Genomic DNA, 17,320 nt, shown 5'->3' on the forward strand with positions numbered 1-17,320 from the left:
TTCCCTCTCAGTACAGAGTCGATTCGATACCCAAACGATTGAGATCGCGTTCGATTTCCAGGCCCAAGCGGCGGTTGTGGGGGTCGGTGCGCCGGGCTTTTTGTAGGTAGAGTTGGGCTTTTTCCAGTTGATTGTGTTTGAGTAAATGTTGACCTTGAGACTGATAAGTAATCGCTTGCCATTGGCGCACTTCCGGATCGAACGGCAGGCGATCGCGCAAAGCTTCCACCAAGGCGATCGCCCTCGGAAAGCGCTTATTCTTTAACAACTCTCGCAGTTGCTCATAGGAACTTTGTTTTAACTGTTGATCCTGGGGACTCAAAGGCGGAATTTTCACCTTCCGGGGAGGGGGTGCAGGAGAAGGGGTATCCGTCACCATTGGTTCAGGAGGGGGATGAGAAAACGCTTCAAACCCCAATTCCGTATCAGTAACCTCAGAAATCTCCTTTAACAGAATTTCATAGGCTTGAGTTAATTGAATAAATTTATCTTTAGCTCGTCTATCTCCCGGATTCACATCCGGGTGACACACCCGTGCCAAGCGCCGATAGGAAGCCTTCACCTCTGCAAAAGAGGCCCCCGGCTTTAAGCCCAACACTCGGTAATAATAAGCAATATTCATCCCCACACATTAACAGCGATAACACTCCTAATCCCCTTAACTCGTGGATAACGCCCTCTCCCTTGGGAGAGGGATTTAGGGAGAGGGCGTTATCCCTGACTAAACTAAACCCGGTCTACAATCACCTTATCGATCAGACCATACTCTTTCGCCTCTTCAGCAGACAAGAAATAATCCCGGTCTGTATCCTTTTCGATTTTCTCTAAGGGTTGATTGGTGTGTTTAGCCATTAGCTCATTTAACTGGGAGCGAGTCCGCAGAATTTGTTGAGCTTCAATTTGAATATCCGTCGCTTGCCGTCTCCCCACACCGCCAAGGGGTTGGTGAATCATAATCCGAGAATGGGGAAGGGCCAACCGTTTACCCGGACTGCCCGCAGCCAGTAAAAAGGCTCCCATGGAAGCGGCTAATCCAACACAGATGGTGATCACTTCTGATTTAATATGTTGCATGGTGTCGTAAATAGCCATGCCTGCGGTCACCGAACCACCAGGAGAATTGATATACAGATAAATGGGCTTATTCTGGTCATCGGAGTCTAGGTAAAGCATCACTGCTACCAATTGGTTGGCTAAACTATCCGTGACTTCGCGACCGAGAAAGATGATCCGCTCTTGATAGAGGCGATCGTAAATATTAATCCACCGTTCGTAAGGACTTCCGGGGAGACGATAGGGAACACTAGGAACACCGATAGGCATAGGAAAATACCAGAAAAAAATGAACAACAAAACAAAAGGCAAGCTGTTACAGCACTGGGTAATGTTATGAGGCAAGGGCTGTAATTGCCCAGAGTTAGGAACTCATGGCAGGCATGGGCTGGGGAAGATCCTTGGTACTGGCTAATACTTTATCAATTAACCCGTATTCTTGGGCTTCTTCGGGAGTGAGGTAGAACATGCGATCGGTATCTTTGGAAATTTTTTCCACAGATTGGCCCGTATTCTGGGACAAGATCGAAAGCATGGTCTGTTTATTATCCAGCACTTCCTTCGCCCGGATTTGGATATCCGTCGCTTGTCCTTGTGTACCCGTGCGCGGTTGGTTAAGAATGATCGTTGCATGGCCAAGGCTGGCGCGACAGCCTTTGGTTCCAGCCGAAAGGATCATGGACGCGGTTCCCATGGCTTGACCAATGCAGATGGTATGCACGGGGGGTTTAATGTAACTGAGGGTATCGCAGATGGCGAAGGCCTCAGTTTCAAAGCCAACAGCTTCTCCTCCGTACCAAGAGGTTCCGGTGGAGTTGATGTAGAAGTAGATGGGTTTTTCCGGACTTTCAAACTGGAGATACAACAGTTGAGCGACAATCAGTTCGGTAACGTCAACACCGACTTGTTGTTTGACTTGATCGTCGGAAAATAGGGGCATCCCTAAATAGACGATGCGCTCCTTGAGGAGTAAGGAGGCAAGATCGGGGGGGGGAGTTCGATAATAGGCATCTCCGTAGTAGGGAGATTGTACGGCCTTAATCGGTGTATCCATAGACTAGGATTGCTATTGAATGGGTGTTTGCTAATGTTTCTTATGGTAGCGCGATCCGGCGCTGTGCGCTGGGAATGGGGGATGGGGGGACGATTTAGAGTTCAGGAAACCCATCTTCATCTACCCATAATTTTTAATTGATACAAGTCTTCGGGGCGGTCAATGTCGGAGAGAATGGGTAAGAGAAAATAGGATAATTCTAGAGCATGGGCAATATTGAGAGTTTGGGAAAAAACTTCTGAGGTTCCCCAATCAATGTCTTGAAATAATTCAGGGATGGGGTGGGATAGACCAATTAAATAATAACCCCCATCGGCGGCTGGCCCGAGGACTAAATCGTGGGAGGCTAAAGCATGAAAAGCTTGAGCTAAAAGAGGTGGGGTGAGACTGGGGCAGTCGGTTCCAATCACCACGATGCGCTCTGTTCCTTGGGCAAACCCTCGATCGATGGCTCTGTAGAGCTTTTCCCCTAGATCTCCTTGTACCTGACTGCGATAAACTAGATCAGCACCTAACCAGGTCTGCATGGCCTGAGCTGTTGAGCCTGTAAAATAAACCACAAGCTGTATGGCTTCTCTATGCCGATCTTGTAGCTGCCGTCCTTGGGCGATCGCCCATTCGGCCAGTTGACGGTGTAATTCAGTTGCTCCCTGAACCCCTAATGCAGGAATTAAGCGGGTTTTAGCCCTGCCCAATTCTGGATATCGAGTAAAAACTAGGAGTTGGCATGGGCTAGATAATTGGGAAGATAATTCAGGACAATCGCTCACACTTACCTTTGTTGTAATTGGGAACATGACTAGAATCGTAGAAGTTTTACCAGATAAAGGCGCTCTTGTCAGCCGCGCCCTTTCTTTAGTCAAAGAAAAAATTGAAACGGCGATCGCCGACTGCCAAGGCTACTGTACCATTGCCCTAGCTGGAGGCAGCACCCCCAAACCCCTCTACGAGTTCTTGAGCCAAGAAAATCTCCCTTGGGACAAAATTCATGTGTTCTGGGGAGACGAGCGCTACGTTCGGTCTAATCATCCCGATAGTAACGAAAATATGGCTCGCCAAGCCTGGCTCGATCGGGTTCCTATCCCTCCAGATCATATCCATCCCATGCCCACCGGAGCGCAAGACCCCCAACAGGATGCCCAAACCCACGAGACTCAATTACGGCAGTTTTTTGGCAGCTCCTCTGGAGATTTTCCCACGTTCGATATTATTTTGTTAGGGATGGGCGATGATGGCCATACCGCGTCCTTGTTTCCCCATACTGAAGCCTTGGCAGTCGGCGATCGCCTAGTAACTGTCGGCAATAAAGATGGCCAACCCCGTCTCACCTTTACGGTTCCCCTGATTAATCACGCTCGTTGTGCCATCTTTCTCGTCGCGGGAGCCAATAAAATCAATGCTTTAACCCAAGTCTTTGCTCCAGAAGGAGATAGCAAAGCATATCCCTCTCGTTTAATTGCTCCTCAAGGAGAGCTTTGGTGGCTCTTAGATGAAGCAGCAGGGGGATCGCTTAAAAGTTAGGTCTAATTCCATCTTTCCCCTATTGCCTTTTGCCTCTTGCCTTCCCATTTGTCCTATGATTGTTTGTCCCAATTGTACTCACCAAAATCCTGACGGCGCTCAAGTTTGCGAAGCCTGTTATACTGACCTCCCTGCTCTGACCACCTGTTTCAACTGTGGAGCTACAGTCCAACAAGATGCCACCTTTTGTGGGCAGTGTGGAACCCCCTTAAACCCTGCGCCTCCCGATCCAGATGCTTCTGAAGAAGAAGAATCTGTAGAAATTCCTGTCTTAGTCGAACCCGATCCCCTAGTGATTCCTGAGCCAATAACCCGTTCTAGCTCAGAATCATCAGAATCATCAGAAATAGAATCTGAAGCCTCAGAAGTCTCAACTCCATCGTCAGTCAATCGCTCAACCGAACTGCAATCACTAAGCGCTTCCCTGGTGCATGTTTCTACTGGTCGGAGCTTCGAGTTATCTACCCATCTTCCGGTGCTAAACATCGGCAAACCCAACGATAGCCTGCCCCCAGAAATAGACGTTTCTGGATTTGCCCATTCGGATGTGGTCTCACGGGTTCATGCTGCCATTCGTATCGAAGAGGGTCAGTATTATATAGAAGATCTGGGGAGTTCTAATGGAACCTATATTAATCACCTCCCCTTGAGTCCAGGCGATCGCCATCAATTACAAGCGGGCGATCGCATTACATTAGGTAAAAATGATCTGGTAACTTTTTTATTCCAAACCTGACGATCTCTAGATTCTCCCTGAACTAGAAAGTCCAAACAATTCTTCCCTTATTCTTCGTTATTTCTGTGTTATTAATGTGATCGCCCTAACCTTATTACATCCTCTTAAAGATACCCCCATTCAGCATTGGGAATTCCAACAAGAATCCGTCGTGCGGATCGGACGTTCTACGGATAATCATGTCGTTCTCTATAGTGCCGTGGTTTCCCGTCACCATGTGGAACTCCGTCTAGGAGAAGAGTCTTGGGATGTGGTGAACCTGGGAACCAATGGCACTTATTTGGAGGGTCAGCGAATTGAGCAAATGCCGATTACTGGCGAAGTCGTGATCCGACTCGCTCGCTCTGGCCCAAAGATTCAGATTAAAACCGATTTTGAAGCGGATCAATCCCTTCCTTCCTCTGGAGAACCCACATCCAGGAATAAACCCCAGATTCCGGTTAAGCCGATTAATAGCAAAGTCATCACGGCGATCGATCCCTAGGGATTGGGTTCTATCGAGATTTAAAATCCATGAAAAGCGAGACTTTTAGGGGAAAAAGTTTAAGATTCTACTTAATTACTGATTACTGATTACCAGAGAAAAACTCTATATTTATTTTTTGAAGAAATAGAAGTTGGTCGCCTGAATCAGGTGAGTCGAGTTATAATAATTATTTTAATGAGTTCCCGTATTTTGCCTATTGTTGACTATAGTTTTGCTTAATTTAAACTACGTCAGGATAATTTTATGCCAGCGATTACGATATCTTTGATGCATCCGACTCAACCAATAGCTATGCATAGTTGGACGTTTGAGCCGGATCGAGATGAACCCATTCGTATTGGTCGTTCTCACGATAATGACATTGTAGTTTATAGTTCCGTGGTCTCCCGCCATCACGCGGAGCTATGGCCAAGTGAAGAGGGTTGGAATCTTAAGGGATTTGGTGCAAACGGGACATTTGCGAATCAACAGTTGGTCACAGAGGATATTGTAAAGGATGAAACGATCGTCCGTCTGGGAAATTCTGGCCCCAGATTGCGAATTCGTTTAGGGGTTAGCGATCCGAAGGCGAAACTGGTGAGAAAAGGCGATCCTAAACCCCAAAGGGAAGCGAGTGAAGCCCAAAAACATAGTACGTTTATCAATGGCCCTCAAGCCCAATCAAATGATTATTGAATTCACGATTCCTGACCACTGGACAGATTTGAGTCGATCGCGGCGATAAGAAAAGAAGAGATCCGGGTTTTGATAGGTACAATAGGGGGCGATCGCCACTTGCTCTACGCTAATTCCCAATTGTTGCAGTTGCCTGAGATTCACCTGACGCACATCTAAGCGGATGCGCTCCGGTTCGGAATCGGGCAAAAAGACCGGATTTTCTCCCACGGATAAACGCTCCATCCAATCTGGGGGAGTCTTGCCCTGGATCAGGGTTTTCCCCACCTGTTGAGCTACATCTAATGCTACCTGATACTGCGATCCGGCGATCGCCGGCCCAAGAGCAATCCGCAGATCTTCGAGTCGAGTACCTAAGCCTTGGAAACGGGCGATCGCCTCTGGTACAATCTCTGCTGCGGTTCCTCGCCAACCCGCATGGAGCGCTGCCACTCGACCGGTTGCCAAATCTCCCATTAACACCGGCACACAATCAGCCGAACACACCCAAACTGCATCATGGGCCTTTTCCGATATCAGGCCATCGGCTTCTGGACGCTCAACCCCCAACCCTTCTATTTCTAAAGGGGTCAAAACCCGTTGACCATGAACTTGCTTCACCCGATACACCTGGGCCTGCTCGTCCAAAAGAAGCGCTAAAGATTCAGGCGTTTGGGGCGCAAACTGGCGGGTAAAAAAACCATGGTTCCAAGGATCGAGTAAGCTACAGGTCAAATAAGTTAATCCCTGAGCCGTCTGCCAATGCCAAAGTGAACTCATCAAAAATTTTGGGTCTGAAACCCCGTCTTTTGAGGACGGCTTTACGATCCTATTTTACCACAATCACAAACTCTATGCTATTATCAAAACCTGTCGATGTTATGAATCATTAGTGTTAACTCGCTCAATATCAGTTTGGATAAAATCATTCCCTTTGAAAAGTAAAGGTTGATTCATTGCCTTTGCTAACCCATAAGAAAAGCAGTCTCCCATATTCAATTTTGCTGGGTGACGACCTTTGCCAAATTTTAAGAAAGCTTCAGCCGCTAACCTAGCTTGCTCTGGAGTAAATGGTACGACAGTAATTGATAATTCTTGGAGTAATTGTTCCAAATATTCTAGACCTTCTTCACCATATCGCGTTCCTAAAACAATTGAGAGTTCAACATATCCTGGAGCAGAAAGCAGACAAGTTTCATTCATCTCCATCAGGTCAAGGAAGATGGGTTCCTCTGGTTCGGCATACATAATGGCTAGGATAGCGGAAGGATCGATGACCACTAATCTAGCCCTCCCCATTGATTGTAGCCAATAATTTCCTCCGCCGATCGCCGATCGCGAATAGGTAAATTTCTCATGCGATCGCAAATTTCATGTACGGCGGCCACATTAATTTTCCGCTTCTCTGGTTCTGAATTCTGAGGCATTTCTTGTAATAATTCCACTAACCATTTCAGTAAGTCCCAACGCTCCCCAACTTGCAGATGCTGGATCTGCTGCTTGAGTTCTACTAAGGTATAGTCAAGGTTGCCTGCCATTAGCTCCCCTCAGTTAGTTCTGCGATCTTAATTATATGGGAATCCGATGCCAGTAAGAATAATATGAACCTGAATCAAGAACGAATTGGCCAAACCTGGGAAACAATCAGCAGCCAATTCAATCTAGAACCCCTTCCCCTACCCCCAATTCACGGGTTTGAAACCCTGGAATCGACCAATCAAACTCTGTGGAAACTACTGAGGGAGGGGGCCCCACCGGGTACAGTGGTAATTGCCCGTCGGCAAACGGCTGGCCGAGGACAATGGGGGCGATCGTGGTCTTCTGCGGATGGGGGTCTATATCTCTCTTGGGCGATCGCCCCTAACCTGGCTACAGAGAAAGCCTTATTACTCACCATCAGTAGCGCTTGGGGAATAGCCACTATCTTGCGCCAATATCAAAACCTGCCGATCCAAATCAAATGGCCCAACGACTTAATTCTTAATCAAAGAAAAGTGGGCGGTATTCTCACCGAAACTCGCGTGCATCAAAACCAAATTCACCAGGCCGTCATTGGGGTAGGAATCAATTGGGAAAACCGGGTTCCCGAACCGGGAATCAGCCTCAAAGACGCATTCACAGAGCGATCGCTTGCCAACCCTCTCACTTGCCTAGAAGACCTTTTAGCCCTAACCTTAAGGGGTTTGATCTCCGGATACAAGGCGATCGAGCAGAAAAAAGGAGCAACCCTAATCTCTGCCTACAATCAACTGCTGATCCATCGGGGCCAGGCGATCGCTATCCAAGGCCAACAGGGCAAGATTAGAGGCATTACTCATACGGGTCAGCTCTGTATTGACTTTAACTCCTCCCAAAAGCTCCTCAAACCTGGTGAAATTCAATTAGGCTATTAGAATGCCTACAGAAGTTAAGAAATATATGATAAAACTTGTCAGAGACCCAATAATGGGATAAAGATCCAACCCCTAATCGTGAAAACACTTAACCGAGAACGAATCCAGATGAGTACGGATAAGACAACACAAACCCCCAATCCCAACCCAAATCACCAATACACTCGCACTTTGTTTTGCCTCACCTGTCACCGTTCCCTGCTCATGCAAGGACTCGGTTGGTTAGGGGCCCTGGGTTTACTCAGTGGCAGCATGGTTTGGACTCCCAACCAAGGCGCTGCCTACGAACAAGACTCCATTGACCCGGTTGCCTATGATGCGGTTCCTGAAGCCGAATGGACGGAACCGGCTTATGAACCTAGTTATGAGCCGCAATGGACTCCCGAACCGGCTGCCTATGAACCCAGCTATGAGCCGCAATGGACTCCCGAACCGGAACCGGCGGCCTATGAACCCAGCTATGAGCCGCAATGGACTCCCGAACCAGCCGCCTATGAACCAGAATGGACTCCCGAACCAGCCGCCTATGAACCAGAATGGACTCCCGAACCGGCAGCCTATGAACCAGAACCGATTGATGATAGCTCTGTACCGGTGGTGGTAGAAACCCGTGAAGAGGCTCCCCTTTCCTATTCGGCTGCGGACTTGATGCCGGAAAATACAACAACAGCTCAAGACAATACGGCTCAAGAAAGTGCCTATATTGATACGTCTGACGATTTTGATACAGGGGCAACAGGGGCAACGGCTGTGTATGAGGAACCCACGGAAGTGGTGGTTTATGAACCCTCTGCTCCTGCGGCTCCTGCACCGGAACCGGTGAATCAGACTGCGGCTGCTCCGGCTCCTAGCGCCCCATCGGAGCCGATCCCTGCTTGGTCTCCAGATACTTATCAGCCTGCTCCTTCTGGTGGAAACACCCATCAAGAGTATGCTCCGGCTCCGGCTCCGGCTCCTGTGGTTGGGGGAACGACGGCGAGCGGTCGGTCTTATTTCAATACCCAGAAACCTACGGGTCTGCCGGGTAATGGTAATGTGAGCTTGTTGTATCCTCTGGCAATTCCGGCTCAAATTACCTCCCATTTTGGTTGGAGATTGCATCCGATTCATGGAGATTGGAGATTACATAGCGGTACGGATATGGCGGCGGCTACAGGAACCCATGTGTTGGCGGCTTTGGCTGGACGGGTGGCGATCGCCAATTTCCTAGGCGGATACGGCTTAACTGTGGTTCTCGAACATAGCAATGGAAGCCAAGAAACGCTCTACGCTCACTTGTCCGAAGTGTTTGTAGAACCGGGTGAAGAAGTGGAACAGGGTACAGTGATTGGTAGTGTGGGCAGTACCGGCCATTCTACGGGGCCCCATTTGCATTTTGAGCTACGAGAAAACACGGAAGACGGATGGGTAGCCGTGGACGCTGGGGCCCAGTTGGAATATGCCTTAGCTCGGTTGATCCAGTCTTGGGAAACGGCCTCGGCAACTCCCTATACTGGGGGCAATGCTAAGGAGTTGGAAGTTTTACCCGCTCCGGATCTGGCAGTTGAAGAGTTGCCCTATGTGAAGATTCGCCCGATGTAGGAGAAACGGGGACGCTTCGGACATGGAGACGCTTCGGACACGGGGACACGGGGACGCGGGGACGCGGGGACACGGGGACGCGGGGACGCGGGGACACGGAGACATTACTTTCCTCTTGCCTCTTGCCTTTTGCCTATTCCCTATCCCCCCATTCCCCCATTCCCCCATTCCCCCATCCCATACCCATGCTCGCTTAAGAAGTCCGCAGTGATCGGATTTTCGGGTTCATGAACACCGGTTCGCAGTAATCCTTCCACATATTTCCCTAAAATGTCTCCCTCCAGATTGACTACATCTCCGGGATGTAGATACTGTAAATTCGTATGGTCGAAGGTATGGGGAATCACAGCCACCTTAAAAGTGTCAGTCGCGCCCTGGTCTTGAGCTAGGGTTAAGCTAATCCCATTCACGGCAATACTGCCCTTGGGGACAAGATAGCGGGCAAGACTGGGGGTTTGGAGATCAAATACCATTTCCCAGGCGATCGCCGTCTGTACAATAGAAACCACTTCCCCCGTACCATCCACATGACCCGTGACAAAGTGACCCCCTAGTTTACTTCCCACTCTCAGAGAAGTTTCTAGATTGACAGGCACTTGGCTCATGGCTCGATGCTTCAAGGTGGTGCGACTGAGGGTTTCCGGCGAAACAGCAGCGATAAATCCCTGGGAAAGTAGGGTTTCTACTGTCAGGCATACGCCATCGACTGCTACACTATCGCCTATAGCTAAATCCGCCAAAATTAGCTCTCTCCCTTCTGGAGAACAGATAATTTGGACTTGGTAATCATTCAGGGGGGTGAGTGTCCCTAGGGCTTGAATTAATCCGGTAAACACGGGTAATTTTCTGGAAAAGTGAGCTTAAGATGAGAAGGAGACAGATTACAGATTTTAGATAAACTTATGGTCTAATTAGAATAATCGATTTTAAGGTAGAGAATACTGTAGGCGTTTCCTGAATCAGTTTATCCTTTAGGAAACCCCCGACAAAACCCGATCTTATCTACGAGCAACGCAGCCCAAGGATAAGCGTCCCTTGCCAGAGAGTGATCTAGAGGCTTTACCCGATGATTGAAATGAGAGTTGCTGGAATTGCATTAGATGCGGGCACACGCAGCCCCATAGTCTTGTTAAAGGATACGACGGAGCGCCGTGCCTTGCCGATTTATATTGGCCAAGACCAGGCCAGAGCGATTATTAATGCTCTGGAGAGGCAAAAACCCCCTCGACCCCTGACCCATGATTTGATGGTGAATGTCTTAGAAACTTGGGAGATGTCCCTTGAGCGAGTGGTGGTTCACGCCCTTCATGATAATACGTTTTATGCTCTGTTGACGGTTCGTCAAGGCGAGGTGACCCATGATATTGATGCTCGGCCGTCGGATGCCATTGCCTTAGCTTTGCGTACCGGTACGTCGATTTGGGTGATGGAAGAGGTGATCGCTGATGCTTCGATTCCGGTGGATCAGGAGGCTGATGAAGCGGAACAGGAAGCCTTTCGCGATTTTGTGTCGAGTTTGCGACCGGAGGATTTTGCCCAACGGGGTAAAGGGCGATCGGTGAATGGAGAATAGAGACACGGTGACACGGTGACGCGGTGACGCGGGGAGGTAGAGATGGGGAGGATGAGGAGAATGGGGAGGATGAAAAAAATTCGATTTCCATCATCATCCACCAAGTTTAGTGGAAACAGTTAGTAGGGTGAAATATCGGCGCTTTGGTAAGACTAATCTGGATTTATCGGTTTTTTCCCTGGGTACAATGCGACCGTTGGGATCGGAGGAAGGGTTTGGCCAGATTGTTTTACGGGCAGTTGAGAGGGGAATCAATCATATTGAAACGGCTAGAGGGTATGGTAAAAGTGAGGTCTATTTAGGCCGGACATTGCGTCAGTTAGACCGGGAATCGGTTTATTTAACAACAAAACTACCGCCGACTGCCGATGCGAAGATGATGGCAGGATGGATCGATGAGTCTTTGTTCCGTTTAGGGGTAAAACGCATCGATTGTTTGGCGATCCATGGGGTTAATACTTGGGAGCATCTGGAGTGGGTACAGGGCGATCTAGGATGTATGCAGGCGGTGCAGGGGGCGATCGCCTCTGGTAAGGTGGATCATGTGGGTTTTTCGACTCACGGTTCCTTGGAGTTGATCCAATCAACCCTAGAAACGGGTTTATTTGAGTTTGTAAATTTACATTATTATTGGTCGTTTCAGCGCCATGCTCCCCTGTTGGCGATCGCCGATCAATTGGATATGGGCGTTTTTATTATCTCTCCAGCCGATAAGGGGGGGCGTTTATATGCTCCCCCTGCAACATTAAAAGCTTTGTGCGAACCCTTTTCACCCCTAGAACTGAGCTATCGGTTTTTATTGGCTGACCCTAGAATTACCACCCTCAGCATCGGCCCTGCTACGGTAGCAGAGTTAGGCCCATTCCTGGAAATGGATGATTATCCCCTCACAGCAGCAGAACAGCAGGTTTTATCCCGTCTAGACCATCACATGAGTGACCGCTTGGGGCCAACCCAATGTCATCAATGCTATCAATGCTTACCCTGTCCCGAAGAGATTAACATCCCGGAAGTTTTGCGCCTACGGAATTTAGCCCTGGCCTATGATTTGGTGGAGTATGGCAAATACCGCTATGGCATGTTTGAAAATGCCGGTCATTGGTTTCCAGGAAACAAAGCTTCCCGATGTACCGAATGTGGCGACTGTTTACCCCGATGTCCAAGCCAACTCAACATCCCTGAACTGTTAGGGGAAACCCACAAGTTACTGAAGGGAAAACAAGGCCGCAGACTTTGGGAAGATTAATTTATGTCTTAACAAACTTAGCCAATTCTTGAGTCAAGCTCTCGACCATACTCTGATCTTTCGCGATCTCTACGGCAGCTTCCTGAGCAATACTGGCCACTTCTTCCGGAGGTAACTTCACCAATTGAACCAACTTTTTATACGCTTCTTCCTCTTCGGCATTAATCAACTCTTCATCGGGAGTTCGAGCGCTAGAGGCAATCACTTGATAGCCTAATTTCAAGGCAATTTTGCGCTCTTCCACCGTCTCTAACTTGGGAATCAACTCCTCTAGGGGAAGATTTTGCATCATATAATCGCGTAATTCTTGTTTGAGTTCCTCCTGTTGGGTCGAGTTTCCGGGGGCAAACAACTTACTAAAGCGATCGAGCATCACATCCACTTCTTCGGTAGCTAACTCCCCATCAGACCATGCCATGGCTGTAACCACACGCAATACATTCATCTGACGGGGTGTAATGGGAGGAGGGGGTGGGGGTTGCACAGCCATAAGCTTCTCCGATTTTGGTGATGAGTTTTAATTTCTCACCCTACCATAATCAATTCCCTATTGCCCATTCCCTTTTAATTGAGGGTAGAAACCATGGCTGCAACTAACCGATCGGGAGTTACGGTAAAGGGAAGATGATGAATATCAGAAGACTCAGCACAGGCGATCGCCGCCGTTTGTCGCAATTGAGCCAACGTCACTTCCCCTAAACCCAAGTCTTCTAAGGTTTTCGGCAAGCCAATTCGATCGTAAAACTGAATCAACTGTTGGCGAGAAGAAAGGGCTAAATGATTGTTTTGAATCATTTCTTCTAGGCGCAGTTGTACCAAAATTCCATAAGCCACTTTCTCCCCATGGAGAGTTTTATGGTTTGTGCCAATATGAGTTAAGCCATTATGCACTGCATGGGCGGCTACCGTCCGACATTGAGCGCCTCCTAATCCTCCGGTGACTCCCGCCATCAATACACAAGCATCGATAATTTGTTGCCAGGTGTCGCTTCCGGGATGTTGCAGGGCTTCACCGGCATGTTGCAGGAGGATATCGCGCAGGACTCTGGCTTGTTGTACAGCCGCGATCGTTAAGGTTTGTTGAGAATGACCGCTACTGACTGAGGCTTCATACCATTTGGCGATCGCATCCCCAATACCTGCCACTAATGTCCGCTTAGGGGCGCTCAGAATCAGATCGTAGTCGAGGATCAGCAGATCCGGACAGCGATCTAGAGTCACGTCATAAAGGAATGCCCCCTGATTAGAATAGACATTCGAGAGGGCTGTCCAAGCGGCACAAGTTGCCCCAGAAGTCGGTAGAGTGGCGATCGCCAAATGGCATTGATGGGCAATGAGTTTAGCCGTATCCAGGGCTTTGCCCCCACCCACACCGATAATCAAATCAGCTTGATGATCCGCTACAGCTTGGCGTAGGCGTTCTAGGGAGGTTTCGCTACACTCAGGCAGATAGGAAGCCGTTTGCAGGGTTAACCCTTGGTCTTGGAGAACAGAAAAGAGGCGCGGTTCAATCACACTCAAAGAGCGATCGCCCCCAATAACCAAGGGACGCTGCCCCAAAGCAGCCAACTCCCTGCCACAGTCGTCTAAAATTTTTGCTCCTCGAATCACCCGTGCGGGTGCTACATTAATGGTCGTCCGACTGGCTACTGGAGTGAGTGGGGTGGACTCAGCAGTTGATGGGGTGGATTGAATCATCAAAAAAAGGGTCTGAAACCCCGTCCTTCCAGGACGGCTTTACTCCTTCATCCTACCATAATTACCTATAGAGTTCTTTGCTCATATGGCCCGTTAAAGGGCGATCTCTCTTGAGTGGAAATCCGTGGTATACAGTTACTAGGGGGACTCAGGGGAATCCTCAAGCTTCAATAGTCTTAATCGGTTGAATCGCCATGAATACGGATATTAAAAACCTGCTCTCGGATTTGATCAAGCGCTATCGCTCTCAAGTCGATTTTCTCGCTATTCGTCTAGAAGAAGCAGAAGCGACCGATATCTTGCTGCGGGGAGATAAAGTGGAAACCCTCAGTGAAGGCATTTCCCTAGGGGGACAAGTGAGAGCGTGTTACAAAGGCGGTTGGGGAATGAGTAGCTTTAACCAACTGGGGGTGTTGTCAAATCGGATCGAAGAGGCGATCGCCTCAGCGCGGTTAGTGGGACAAGAAGAAACGATCTTAGCCCCGATTCCGATTATTGAAGATAGCCGCATTTTGCCCCTGGGGGGAACCCATCCCAGGGAGATTCCTTTAATTCAGAAAAAAGAATTATGCGATCGCTACGCCGACATCCTCCACAGCACCGATCCCCAGGTAGCCACCACCTCCGTGCGTTATGGAGACTGCTGCCAACGGATCATCCTCATCACCTCGGAAGGAACTTTAATTGAGCAATCTTGGGTAGATTTAGAGATGCGCTTTGCCGCCACAGCTCGCCAAGGTTCCACTGTACAAACCGGACGAGAGACCACCGGATCGCGCAATGGGTATGAAGATTTAACCCAACTCGATGACCAAGTGCGATCGGCTGCCCAGCGTGCCGTTAACGCCCTTTCCCATCCTCCCATTAAAGGCAACACCTACACCGTCGTTATCGACCCGATTTTGACCGGATTATTTGTCCATGAAGCCTTTGGTCACCTGTCCGAAGCCGATATGGCCTATGAAAACCCCGATATCCTGGAAGTGATGACCCTGGGGCGCAAATTTGGCCCGGAAAACCTGCAAATTCTCGATGGTGGAGCGCCCCAAGGTCACCGAGGCAGTTATTTCTATGATGATGAAGGAACCCCAGCAACCACCACTCAACTGATTAAAGATGGCGTATTAGTCGGCCGTCTGCATTCGCGGGAAACAGCAGGCAAACTGGGAGAGGAACCCACCGGAAATGCTCGTTGCCTCAATTATCATTATCCGCCCTTGGTACGGATGACCAATACCTGGATTGAGCGCGGCGAAACACCAGTTAACGGTCTCTTTAGCGGTATCCAAGAAGGGGTTTATGCCAAAAACTGGCTCGGAGGCATGACCAACGGGGAAATGTTTACCTTTAGTGCGGGGGAAGCTTGGATGATCCGCAATGGAGAACTAGCAGAACCGGTGCGGGATGTGACGCTTTCGGGCAATGTGTTTAGTACCTTAGCCGATATTGAGGCGATCGGTAATGATTTTTACTGGGATGAGTCCGGAGGTTGCGGCAAAGGGGGACAGAACGGTTTAGCCGTTGGCTGTGGCGGCCCCTCCCTACGCATTCGGAATGTCGTTGTTGGTGGAGAAGCCGAGAATGAGTAATGAGTAATGAGGGCCAATTACCGATTACCAATTACCCATTACCTACCTAAGTTAATGAAGGTCTTGGGGTATCCCCTTCCACGGCTTGGCGATAGAACTCTACATTATCGTTGTAATCAATGGGAAGGACAGCAACGACGTTTTCGTGGGGGCGGGGGATGATTACCCAGGATTCTAGAGTGGCTCCATAGGCTCTCTCTACGGCCTCTATGCCTGCATCCATGGCCGTTTTTACCTCCGAAACGTCTCCCCGGATGTTTACGGTAAACCGAGCGCTCCCTACGCGAATATAGCCGACCAAGGTAATCCGTCCCGCTTTCACCATTGCGTCAGCAGCAGCTAAAATACCTGGGAACCCCTTTGTCTCAATTGCTCCAACAGCTTGCTGTCCCATAATTGTTGCTCCTAATGTTAATCAATAACGATTTCTATGCAAGATTTTATTGTAGGGGTTTAGGGGGTCACTTGAATCAACAAAATGGGCAGAAGGGTAATGGGTAATCGGTAATGGGTAATTGGTAATCGGTTAAACCGGGTTTCCCTATTCCCTATTTCTCAACTCCCTAGCGGAACGGTTCACTGACTTCTGTGTAGTCTATGGGAAGTACGGCTTGCACATTTTCCGGGGGATTGGGGACAATGTAGTGCATCATCACCTTACCTCCATAGACTTTTTCGGCTTCCTGAATTCCGACTTTTACTGCTGGTACAACTTCAGATGTCCCTCCCCGAATGGCAACCACAAAGTTACCACTTTCAGCGCGGTCAAAGTAAACAAGGGTAACTCGCGCTGCTTTAACCATGGCATCAGCAGCAGCGAGAACAGCAGGAAATCCTAGGGTTTGGATGACACCAACAGCTTCAGGCACGATTGTTCTCCTTTCGGGGGGATGATTTCACTATTTTAGGCCAGAAGTGCGATCGCGCTCCTTTGGGTTCACGCTAATTTGGCTTCTAAAGATTTGAGCAACTCCGTATTCACCCCAGACTCGCGGGGGAGGGCGATTTTACCCGTGCGAGCAATTTCCCGAATGCCAAATTTTTGCAGCACTTGCACAATGGCCACCATTTTCCCAGGATCGCCAACAACTTCCAAAGTTAAGGAATCTTCGGCCACATCCACCACACGGGAGCGGAAAATGTTTGCTAACTCAATAATTTCCGAGCGACTTTGAGTTGGGGCATTGACTTTGAGTAACATTAATTCCCGTTCTACACAGGGACTTTCCGTTAAGTCTTGCACCTTCAGGACATTAATTTGTTTGTAGAGCTGTTTGGTGATTTGTTCGATAATCTTGTCATCTCCGGGTACAACCATGGTGATCCGAGAGACTCCGAGCTGTTCGGCTGGGCCGACAGCGAGACTTTCAATGTTAAAGCCACGACGAGCAAACAAACCAGAAATACGGCTTAAGACTCCAGCTTCGTCTTCTACCAGTACAGAAAGGGTGTGTTTCATAGTTGCCTCATCCGCCTACGGGTGATAGAATCAGGTTTTGATTTTAGGGTTTAAATCCTACAGTGTAACATCATAGACTCGACTATAATAGGGGCTTTAATGGGGCGATCGCCCCCCTATAATCCTTTCTTAAGATTAACCCGATGAACCCCATTGGGGAGCTTGAGGTTCAGGGAGATCTGGCCCCCAACTTAGGGCGAAGGGATGCTACCCGTCATAGCTCAGACAGCCTCAAAAATCGCTCAAAGGCTCCCCTAGAGCAAAAAACAAGCGAAA

At 48.9% G+C, this 17,320-nt stretch carries 22 protein-coding genes; 9 read left to right on the forward strand and 13 right to left on the reverse strand.

Features of this window, described 5'->3' with window-relative positions:
• Positions 1-7 precede the first annotated feature (7 nt).
• The 4 genes from PJF56_RS10720 to PJF56_RS10735 all read right to left on the reverse strand — a co-directional run bounded on the left by PJF56_RS10720 (position 8) and on the right by PJF56_RS10735 (position 2,877).
• On the reverse strand, positions 8-622 hold the full coding sequence (locus PJF56_RS10720; protein ID WP_283762665.1) for a DnaJ domain-containing protein: 615 nt from the start codon (positions 620-622) through the stop codon (positions 8-10).
• Between the two features lie 104 nt (positions 623-726).
• The gene (locus PJF56_RS10725) at positions 727-1,323 is read right to left on the reverse strand and encodes an ATP-dependent Clp protease proteolytic subunit (protein WP_283762666.1); all 597 of its coding nucleotides are present in this window, start codon (positions 1,321-1,323) and stop codon (positions 727-729) included.
• Between the two features lie 94 nt (positions 1,324-1,417).
• Positions 1,418-2,107 (reverse strand): ATP-dependent Clp protease proteolytic subunit, encoded by a 690-nt coding sequence (locus tag PJF56_RS10730; RefSeq protein ID WP_283762667.1) that lies wholly within the window; start codon positions 2,105-2,107, stop codon positions 1,418-1,420.
• Between the two features lie 116 nt (positions 2,108-2,223).
• A complete protein-coding gene (locus tag PJF56_RS10735; RefSeq protein ID WP_283762668.1) occupies positions 2,224-2,877 on the reverse strand; it encodes a TIGR04282 family arsenosugar biosynthesis glycosyltransferase in 654 nt (217 codons plus the stop codon).
• 25 nt (positions 2,878-2,902) lie between these two features.
• Here PJF56_RS10735 and pgl point away from each other — a divergent pair, with 25 nt between their 5' ends.
• The 4 genes from pgl to PJF56_RS10755 all read left to right on the forward strand — a co-directional run bounded on the left by pgl (position 2,903) and on the right by PJF56_RS10755 (position 5,526).
• Entirely contained in the window at positions 2,903-3,628 is a 726-nt protein-coding gene (gene pgl, locus PJF56_RS10740; protein WP_283762669.1) for a 6-phosphogluconolactonase, read from the forward strand.
• A 55-nt stretch (positions 3,629-3,683) separates the two neighbouring features.
• Positions 3,684-4,364: a double zinc ribbon and FHA domain-containing protein gene (locus tag PJF56_RS10745; protein ID WP_283762670.1), complete on the forward strand. Its 681-nt coding sequence runs from the start codon at positions 3,684-3,686 to the stop codon at positions 4,362-4,364.
• Positions 4,365-4,440: 76 nt separating this feature from the next.
• Positions 4,441-4,848 (forward strand): FHA domain-containing protein, encoded by a 408-nt coding sequence (locus tag PJF56_RS10750; protein ID WP_283762671.1) that lies wholly within the window; start codon positions 4,441-4,443, stop codon positions 4,846-4,848.
• Positions 4,849-5,094: 246 nt separating this feature from the next.
• A complete protein-coding gene (locus PJF56_RS10755; RefSeq protein WP_283762672.1) occupies positions 5,095-5,526 on the forward strand; it encodes an FHA domain-containing protein in 432 nt (143 codons plus the stop codon).
• Here the strand turns inward: PJF56_RS10755 and pgeF are convergent.
• From pgeF to PJF56_RS10770, 3 genes are all read right to left on the reverse strand, one after another.
• Entirely contained in the window at positions 5,512-6,285 is a 774-nt protein-coding gene (pgeF, locus tag PJF56_RS10760) for a peptidoglycan editing factor PgeF (RefSeq protein ID WP_283762673.1), read from the reverse strand. The genes PJF56_RS10755 and pgeF overlap by 15 nt on opposite strands.
• 99 nt (positions 6,286-6,384) lie before the next feature.
• Positions 6,385-6,804, reverse strand: a complete 420-nt coding sequence (locus PJF56_RS10765) for a type II toxin-antitoxin system VapC family toxin (RefSeq protein WP_283762674.1) — start codon at positions 6,802-6,804, stop codon at positions 6,385-6,387.
• Complete coding sequence (locus PJF56_RS10770; RefSeq protein ID WP_283762675.1) at positions 6,786-7,043, reverse strand: hypothetical protein; 258 nt, start codon at positions 7,041-7,043, stop codon at positions 6,786-6,788. Before PJF56_RS10770 ends, PJF56_RS10765 begins: the two co-directional genes overlap by 19 nt.
• Positions 7,044-7,106: 63 nt before the next feature.
• On the opposite strand from PJF56_RS10770, the gene PJF56_RS10775 reads away from it, so the two are divergent.
• Positions 7,107-7,898: a biotin--[acetyl-CoA-carboxylase] ligase gene (locus PJF56_RS10775; protein ID WP_283762676.1), complete on the forward strand. Its 792-nt coding sequence runs from the start codon at positions 7,107-7,109 to the stop codon at positions 7,896-7,898.
• 108 nt (positions 7,899-8,006) lie between these two features.
• Positions 8,007-9,479, forward strand: a complete 1,473-nt coding sequence (locus tag PJF56_RS10780; RefSeq protein WP_283762677.1) for a M23 family metallopeptidase — start codon at positions 8,007-8,009, stop codon at positions 9,477-9,479.
• A gap of 140 nt (positions 9,480-9,619) precedes the next feature.
• On the opposite strand, the gene PJF56_RS10785 is transcribed toward PJF56_RS10780, so the two are convergent.
• Positions 9,620-10,315, reverse strand: a complete 696-nt coding sequence (locus tag PJF56_RS10785; protein WP_283762678.1) for a riboflavin synthase — start codon at positions 10,313-10,315, stop codon at positions 9,620-9,622.
• 230 nt (positions 10,316-10,545) lie between these two features.
• On the opposite strand from PJF56_RS10785, the gene PJF56_RS10790 reads away from it, so the two are divergent.
• Positions 10,546-11,052: a bifunctional nuclease family protein gene (locus tag PJF56_RS10790; protein ID WP_283762679.1), complete on the forward strand. Its 507-nt coding sequence runs from the start codon at positions 10,546-10,548 to the stop codon at positions 11,050-11,052.
• A gap of 127 nt (positions 11,053-11,179) precedes the next feature.
• Positions 11,180-12,298 (forward strand): aldo/keto reductase, encoded by a 1,119-nt coding sequence (locus tag PJF56_RS10795; protein WP_347179519.1) that lies wholly within the window; start codon positions 11,180-11,182, stop codon positions 12,296-12,298.
• A 1-nt stretch (position 12,299) separates the two neighbouring features.
• On the opposite strand, the gene PJF56_RS10800 is transcribed toward PJF56_RS10795, so the two are convergent.
• The gene (locus PJF56_RS10800; protein WP_283762681.1) at positions 12,300-12,788 is read right to left on the reverse strand and encodes a tellurite resistance TerB family protein; all 489 of its coding nucleotides are present in this window, start codon (positions 12,786-12,788) and stop codon (positions 12,300-12,302) included.
• Between the two features lie 74 nt (positions 12,789-12,862).
• Positions 12,863-13,996, reverse strand: coding sequence for an iron-containing alcohol dehydrogenase family protein (locus tag PJF56_RS10805; protein WP_283762682.1), 1,134 nt, complete (start codon positions 13,994-13,996; stop codon positions 12,863-12,865).
• A 194-nt stretch (positions 13,997-14,190) separates the two neighbouring features.
• Here PJF56_RS10805 and PJF56_RS10810 point away from each other — a divergent pair, with 194 nt between their 5' ends.
• The gene (locus PJF56_RS10810) at positions 14,191-15,585 is read left to right on the forward strand and encodes a TldD/PmbA family protein (protein WP_283762683.1); all 1,395 of its coding nucleotides are present in this window, start codon (positions 14,191-14,193) and stop codon (positions 15,583-15,585) included.
• 46 nt (positions 15,586-15,631) lie between these two features.
• Here PJF56_RS10810 and PJF56_RS10815 read toward each other — a convergent pair whose 3' ends face one another.
• The 3 genes from PJF56_RS10815 to ilvN all read right to left on the reverse strand — a co-directional run bounded on the left by PJF56_RS10815 (position 15,632) and on the right by ilvN (position 17,044).
• Positions 15,632-15,979, reverse strand: a complete 348-nt coding sequence (locus PJF56_RS10815) for a carbon dioxide-concentrating mechanism protein CcmK (protein ID WP_283762684.1) — start codon at positions 15,977-15,979, stop codon at positions 15,632-15,634.
• Positions 15,980-16,148: 169 nt separating this feature from the next.
• Positions 16,149-16,454, reverse strand: coding sequence for a BMC domain-containing protein (locus PJF56_RS10820; protein WP_283762685.1), 306 nt, complete (start codon positions 16,452-16,454; stop codon positions 16,149-16,151).
• A 68-nt stretch (positions 16,455-16,522) separates the two neighbouring features.
• Positions 16,523-17,044: an acetolactate synthase small subunit gene (ilvN, locus tag PJF56_RS10825; protein WP_283762686.1), complete on the reverse strand. Its 522-nt coding sequence runs from the start codon at positions 17,042-17,044 to the stop codon at positions 16,523-16,525.
• Between the last annotated feature and the right edge of the window lie 276 nt (positions 17,045-17,320).

The sequence above is a fragment of the Roseofilum halophilum BLCC-M91 genome, from assembly GCF_030068445.1.
Lineage (GTDB): Bacteria > Cyanobacteriota > Cyanobacteriia > Cyanobacteriales > Desertifilaceae > Roseofilum > Roseofilum halophilum.

Bases quoted from the DNA above. Each gene is read 5' to 3' on its own strand.
- PJF56_RS10770 (WP_283762675.1), bottom strand. From the start codon at position 7,043: ATGGCAGGCAACCTTGACTATACCTTAGTAGAACTCAAGCAGCAGATC.
- pgl (WP_283762669.1), top strand. From the start codon at position 2,903: ATGACTAGAATCGTAGAAGTTTTACCAGATAAAGGCGCTCTTGTCAGC.
- PJF56_RS10765 (WP_283762674.1), bottom strand. From the start codon at position 6,804: ATGGGGAGGGCTAGATTAGTGGTCATCGATCCTTCCGCTATCCTAGCC.
- PJF56_RS10815 (WP_283762684.1), bottom strand. From the start codon at position 15,979: ATGGGACAGCAAGCTGTTGGAGCAATTGAGACAAAGGGGTTCCCAGGT.
- PJF56_RS10805 (WP_283762682.1), bottom strand. From the start codon at position 13,996: ATGATTCAATCCACCCCATCAACTGCTGAGTCCACCCCACTCACTCCA.
- PJF56_RS10780 (WP_283762677.1), top strand. From the start codon at position 8,007: ATGAGTACGGATAAGACAACACAAACCCCCAATCCCAACCCAAATCAC.
- PJF56_RS10745 (WP_283762670.1), top strand. From the start codon at position 3,684: ATGATTGTTTGTCCCAATTGTACTCACCAAAATCCTGACGGCGCTCAA.
- ilvN (WP_283762686.1), bottom strand. From the start codon at position 17,044: ATGAAACACACCCTTTCTGTACTGGTAGAAGACGAAGCTGGAGTCTTA.
- PJF56_RS10790 (WP_283762679.1), top strand. From the start codon at position 10,546: ATGATTGAAATGAGAGTTGCTGGAATTGCATTAGATGCGGGCACACGC.
- PJF56_RS10730 (WP_283762667.1), bottom strand. From the start codon at position 2,107: ATGGATACACCGATTAAGGCCGTACAATCTCCCTACTACGGAGATGCC.
- PJF56_RS10755 (WP_283762672.1), top strand. From the start codon at position 5,095: ATGCCAGCGATTACGATATCTTTGATGCATCCGACTCAACCAATAGCT.
- PJF56_RS10775 (WP_283762676.1), top strand. From the start codon at position 7,107: ATGAACCTGAATCAAGAACGAATTGGCCAAACCTGGGAAACAATCAGC.
- PJF56_RS10725 (WP_283762666.1), bottom strand. From the start codon at position 1,323: ATGCCTATCGGTGTTCCTAGTGTTCCCTATCGTCTCCCCGGAAGTCCT.
- PJF56_RS10800 (WP_283762681.1), bottom strand. From the start codon at position 12,788: ATGGCTGTGCAACCCCCACCCCCTCCTCCCATTACACCCCGTCAGATG.
- pgeF (WP_283762673.1), bottom strand. From the start codon at position 6,285: ATGAGTTCACTTTGGCATTGGCAGACGGCTCAGGGATTAACTTATTTG.
- PJF56_RS10720 (WP_283762665.1), bottom strand. From the start codon at position 622: ATGAATATTGCTTATTATTACCGAGTGTTGGGCTTAAAGCCGGGGGCC.
- PJF56_RS10810 (WP_283762683.1), top strand. From the start codon at position 14,191: ATGAATACGGATATTAAAAACCTGCTCTCGGATTTGATCAAGCGCTAT.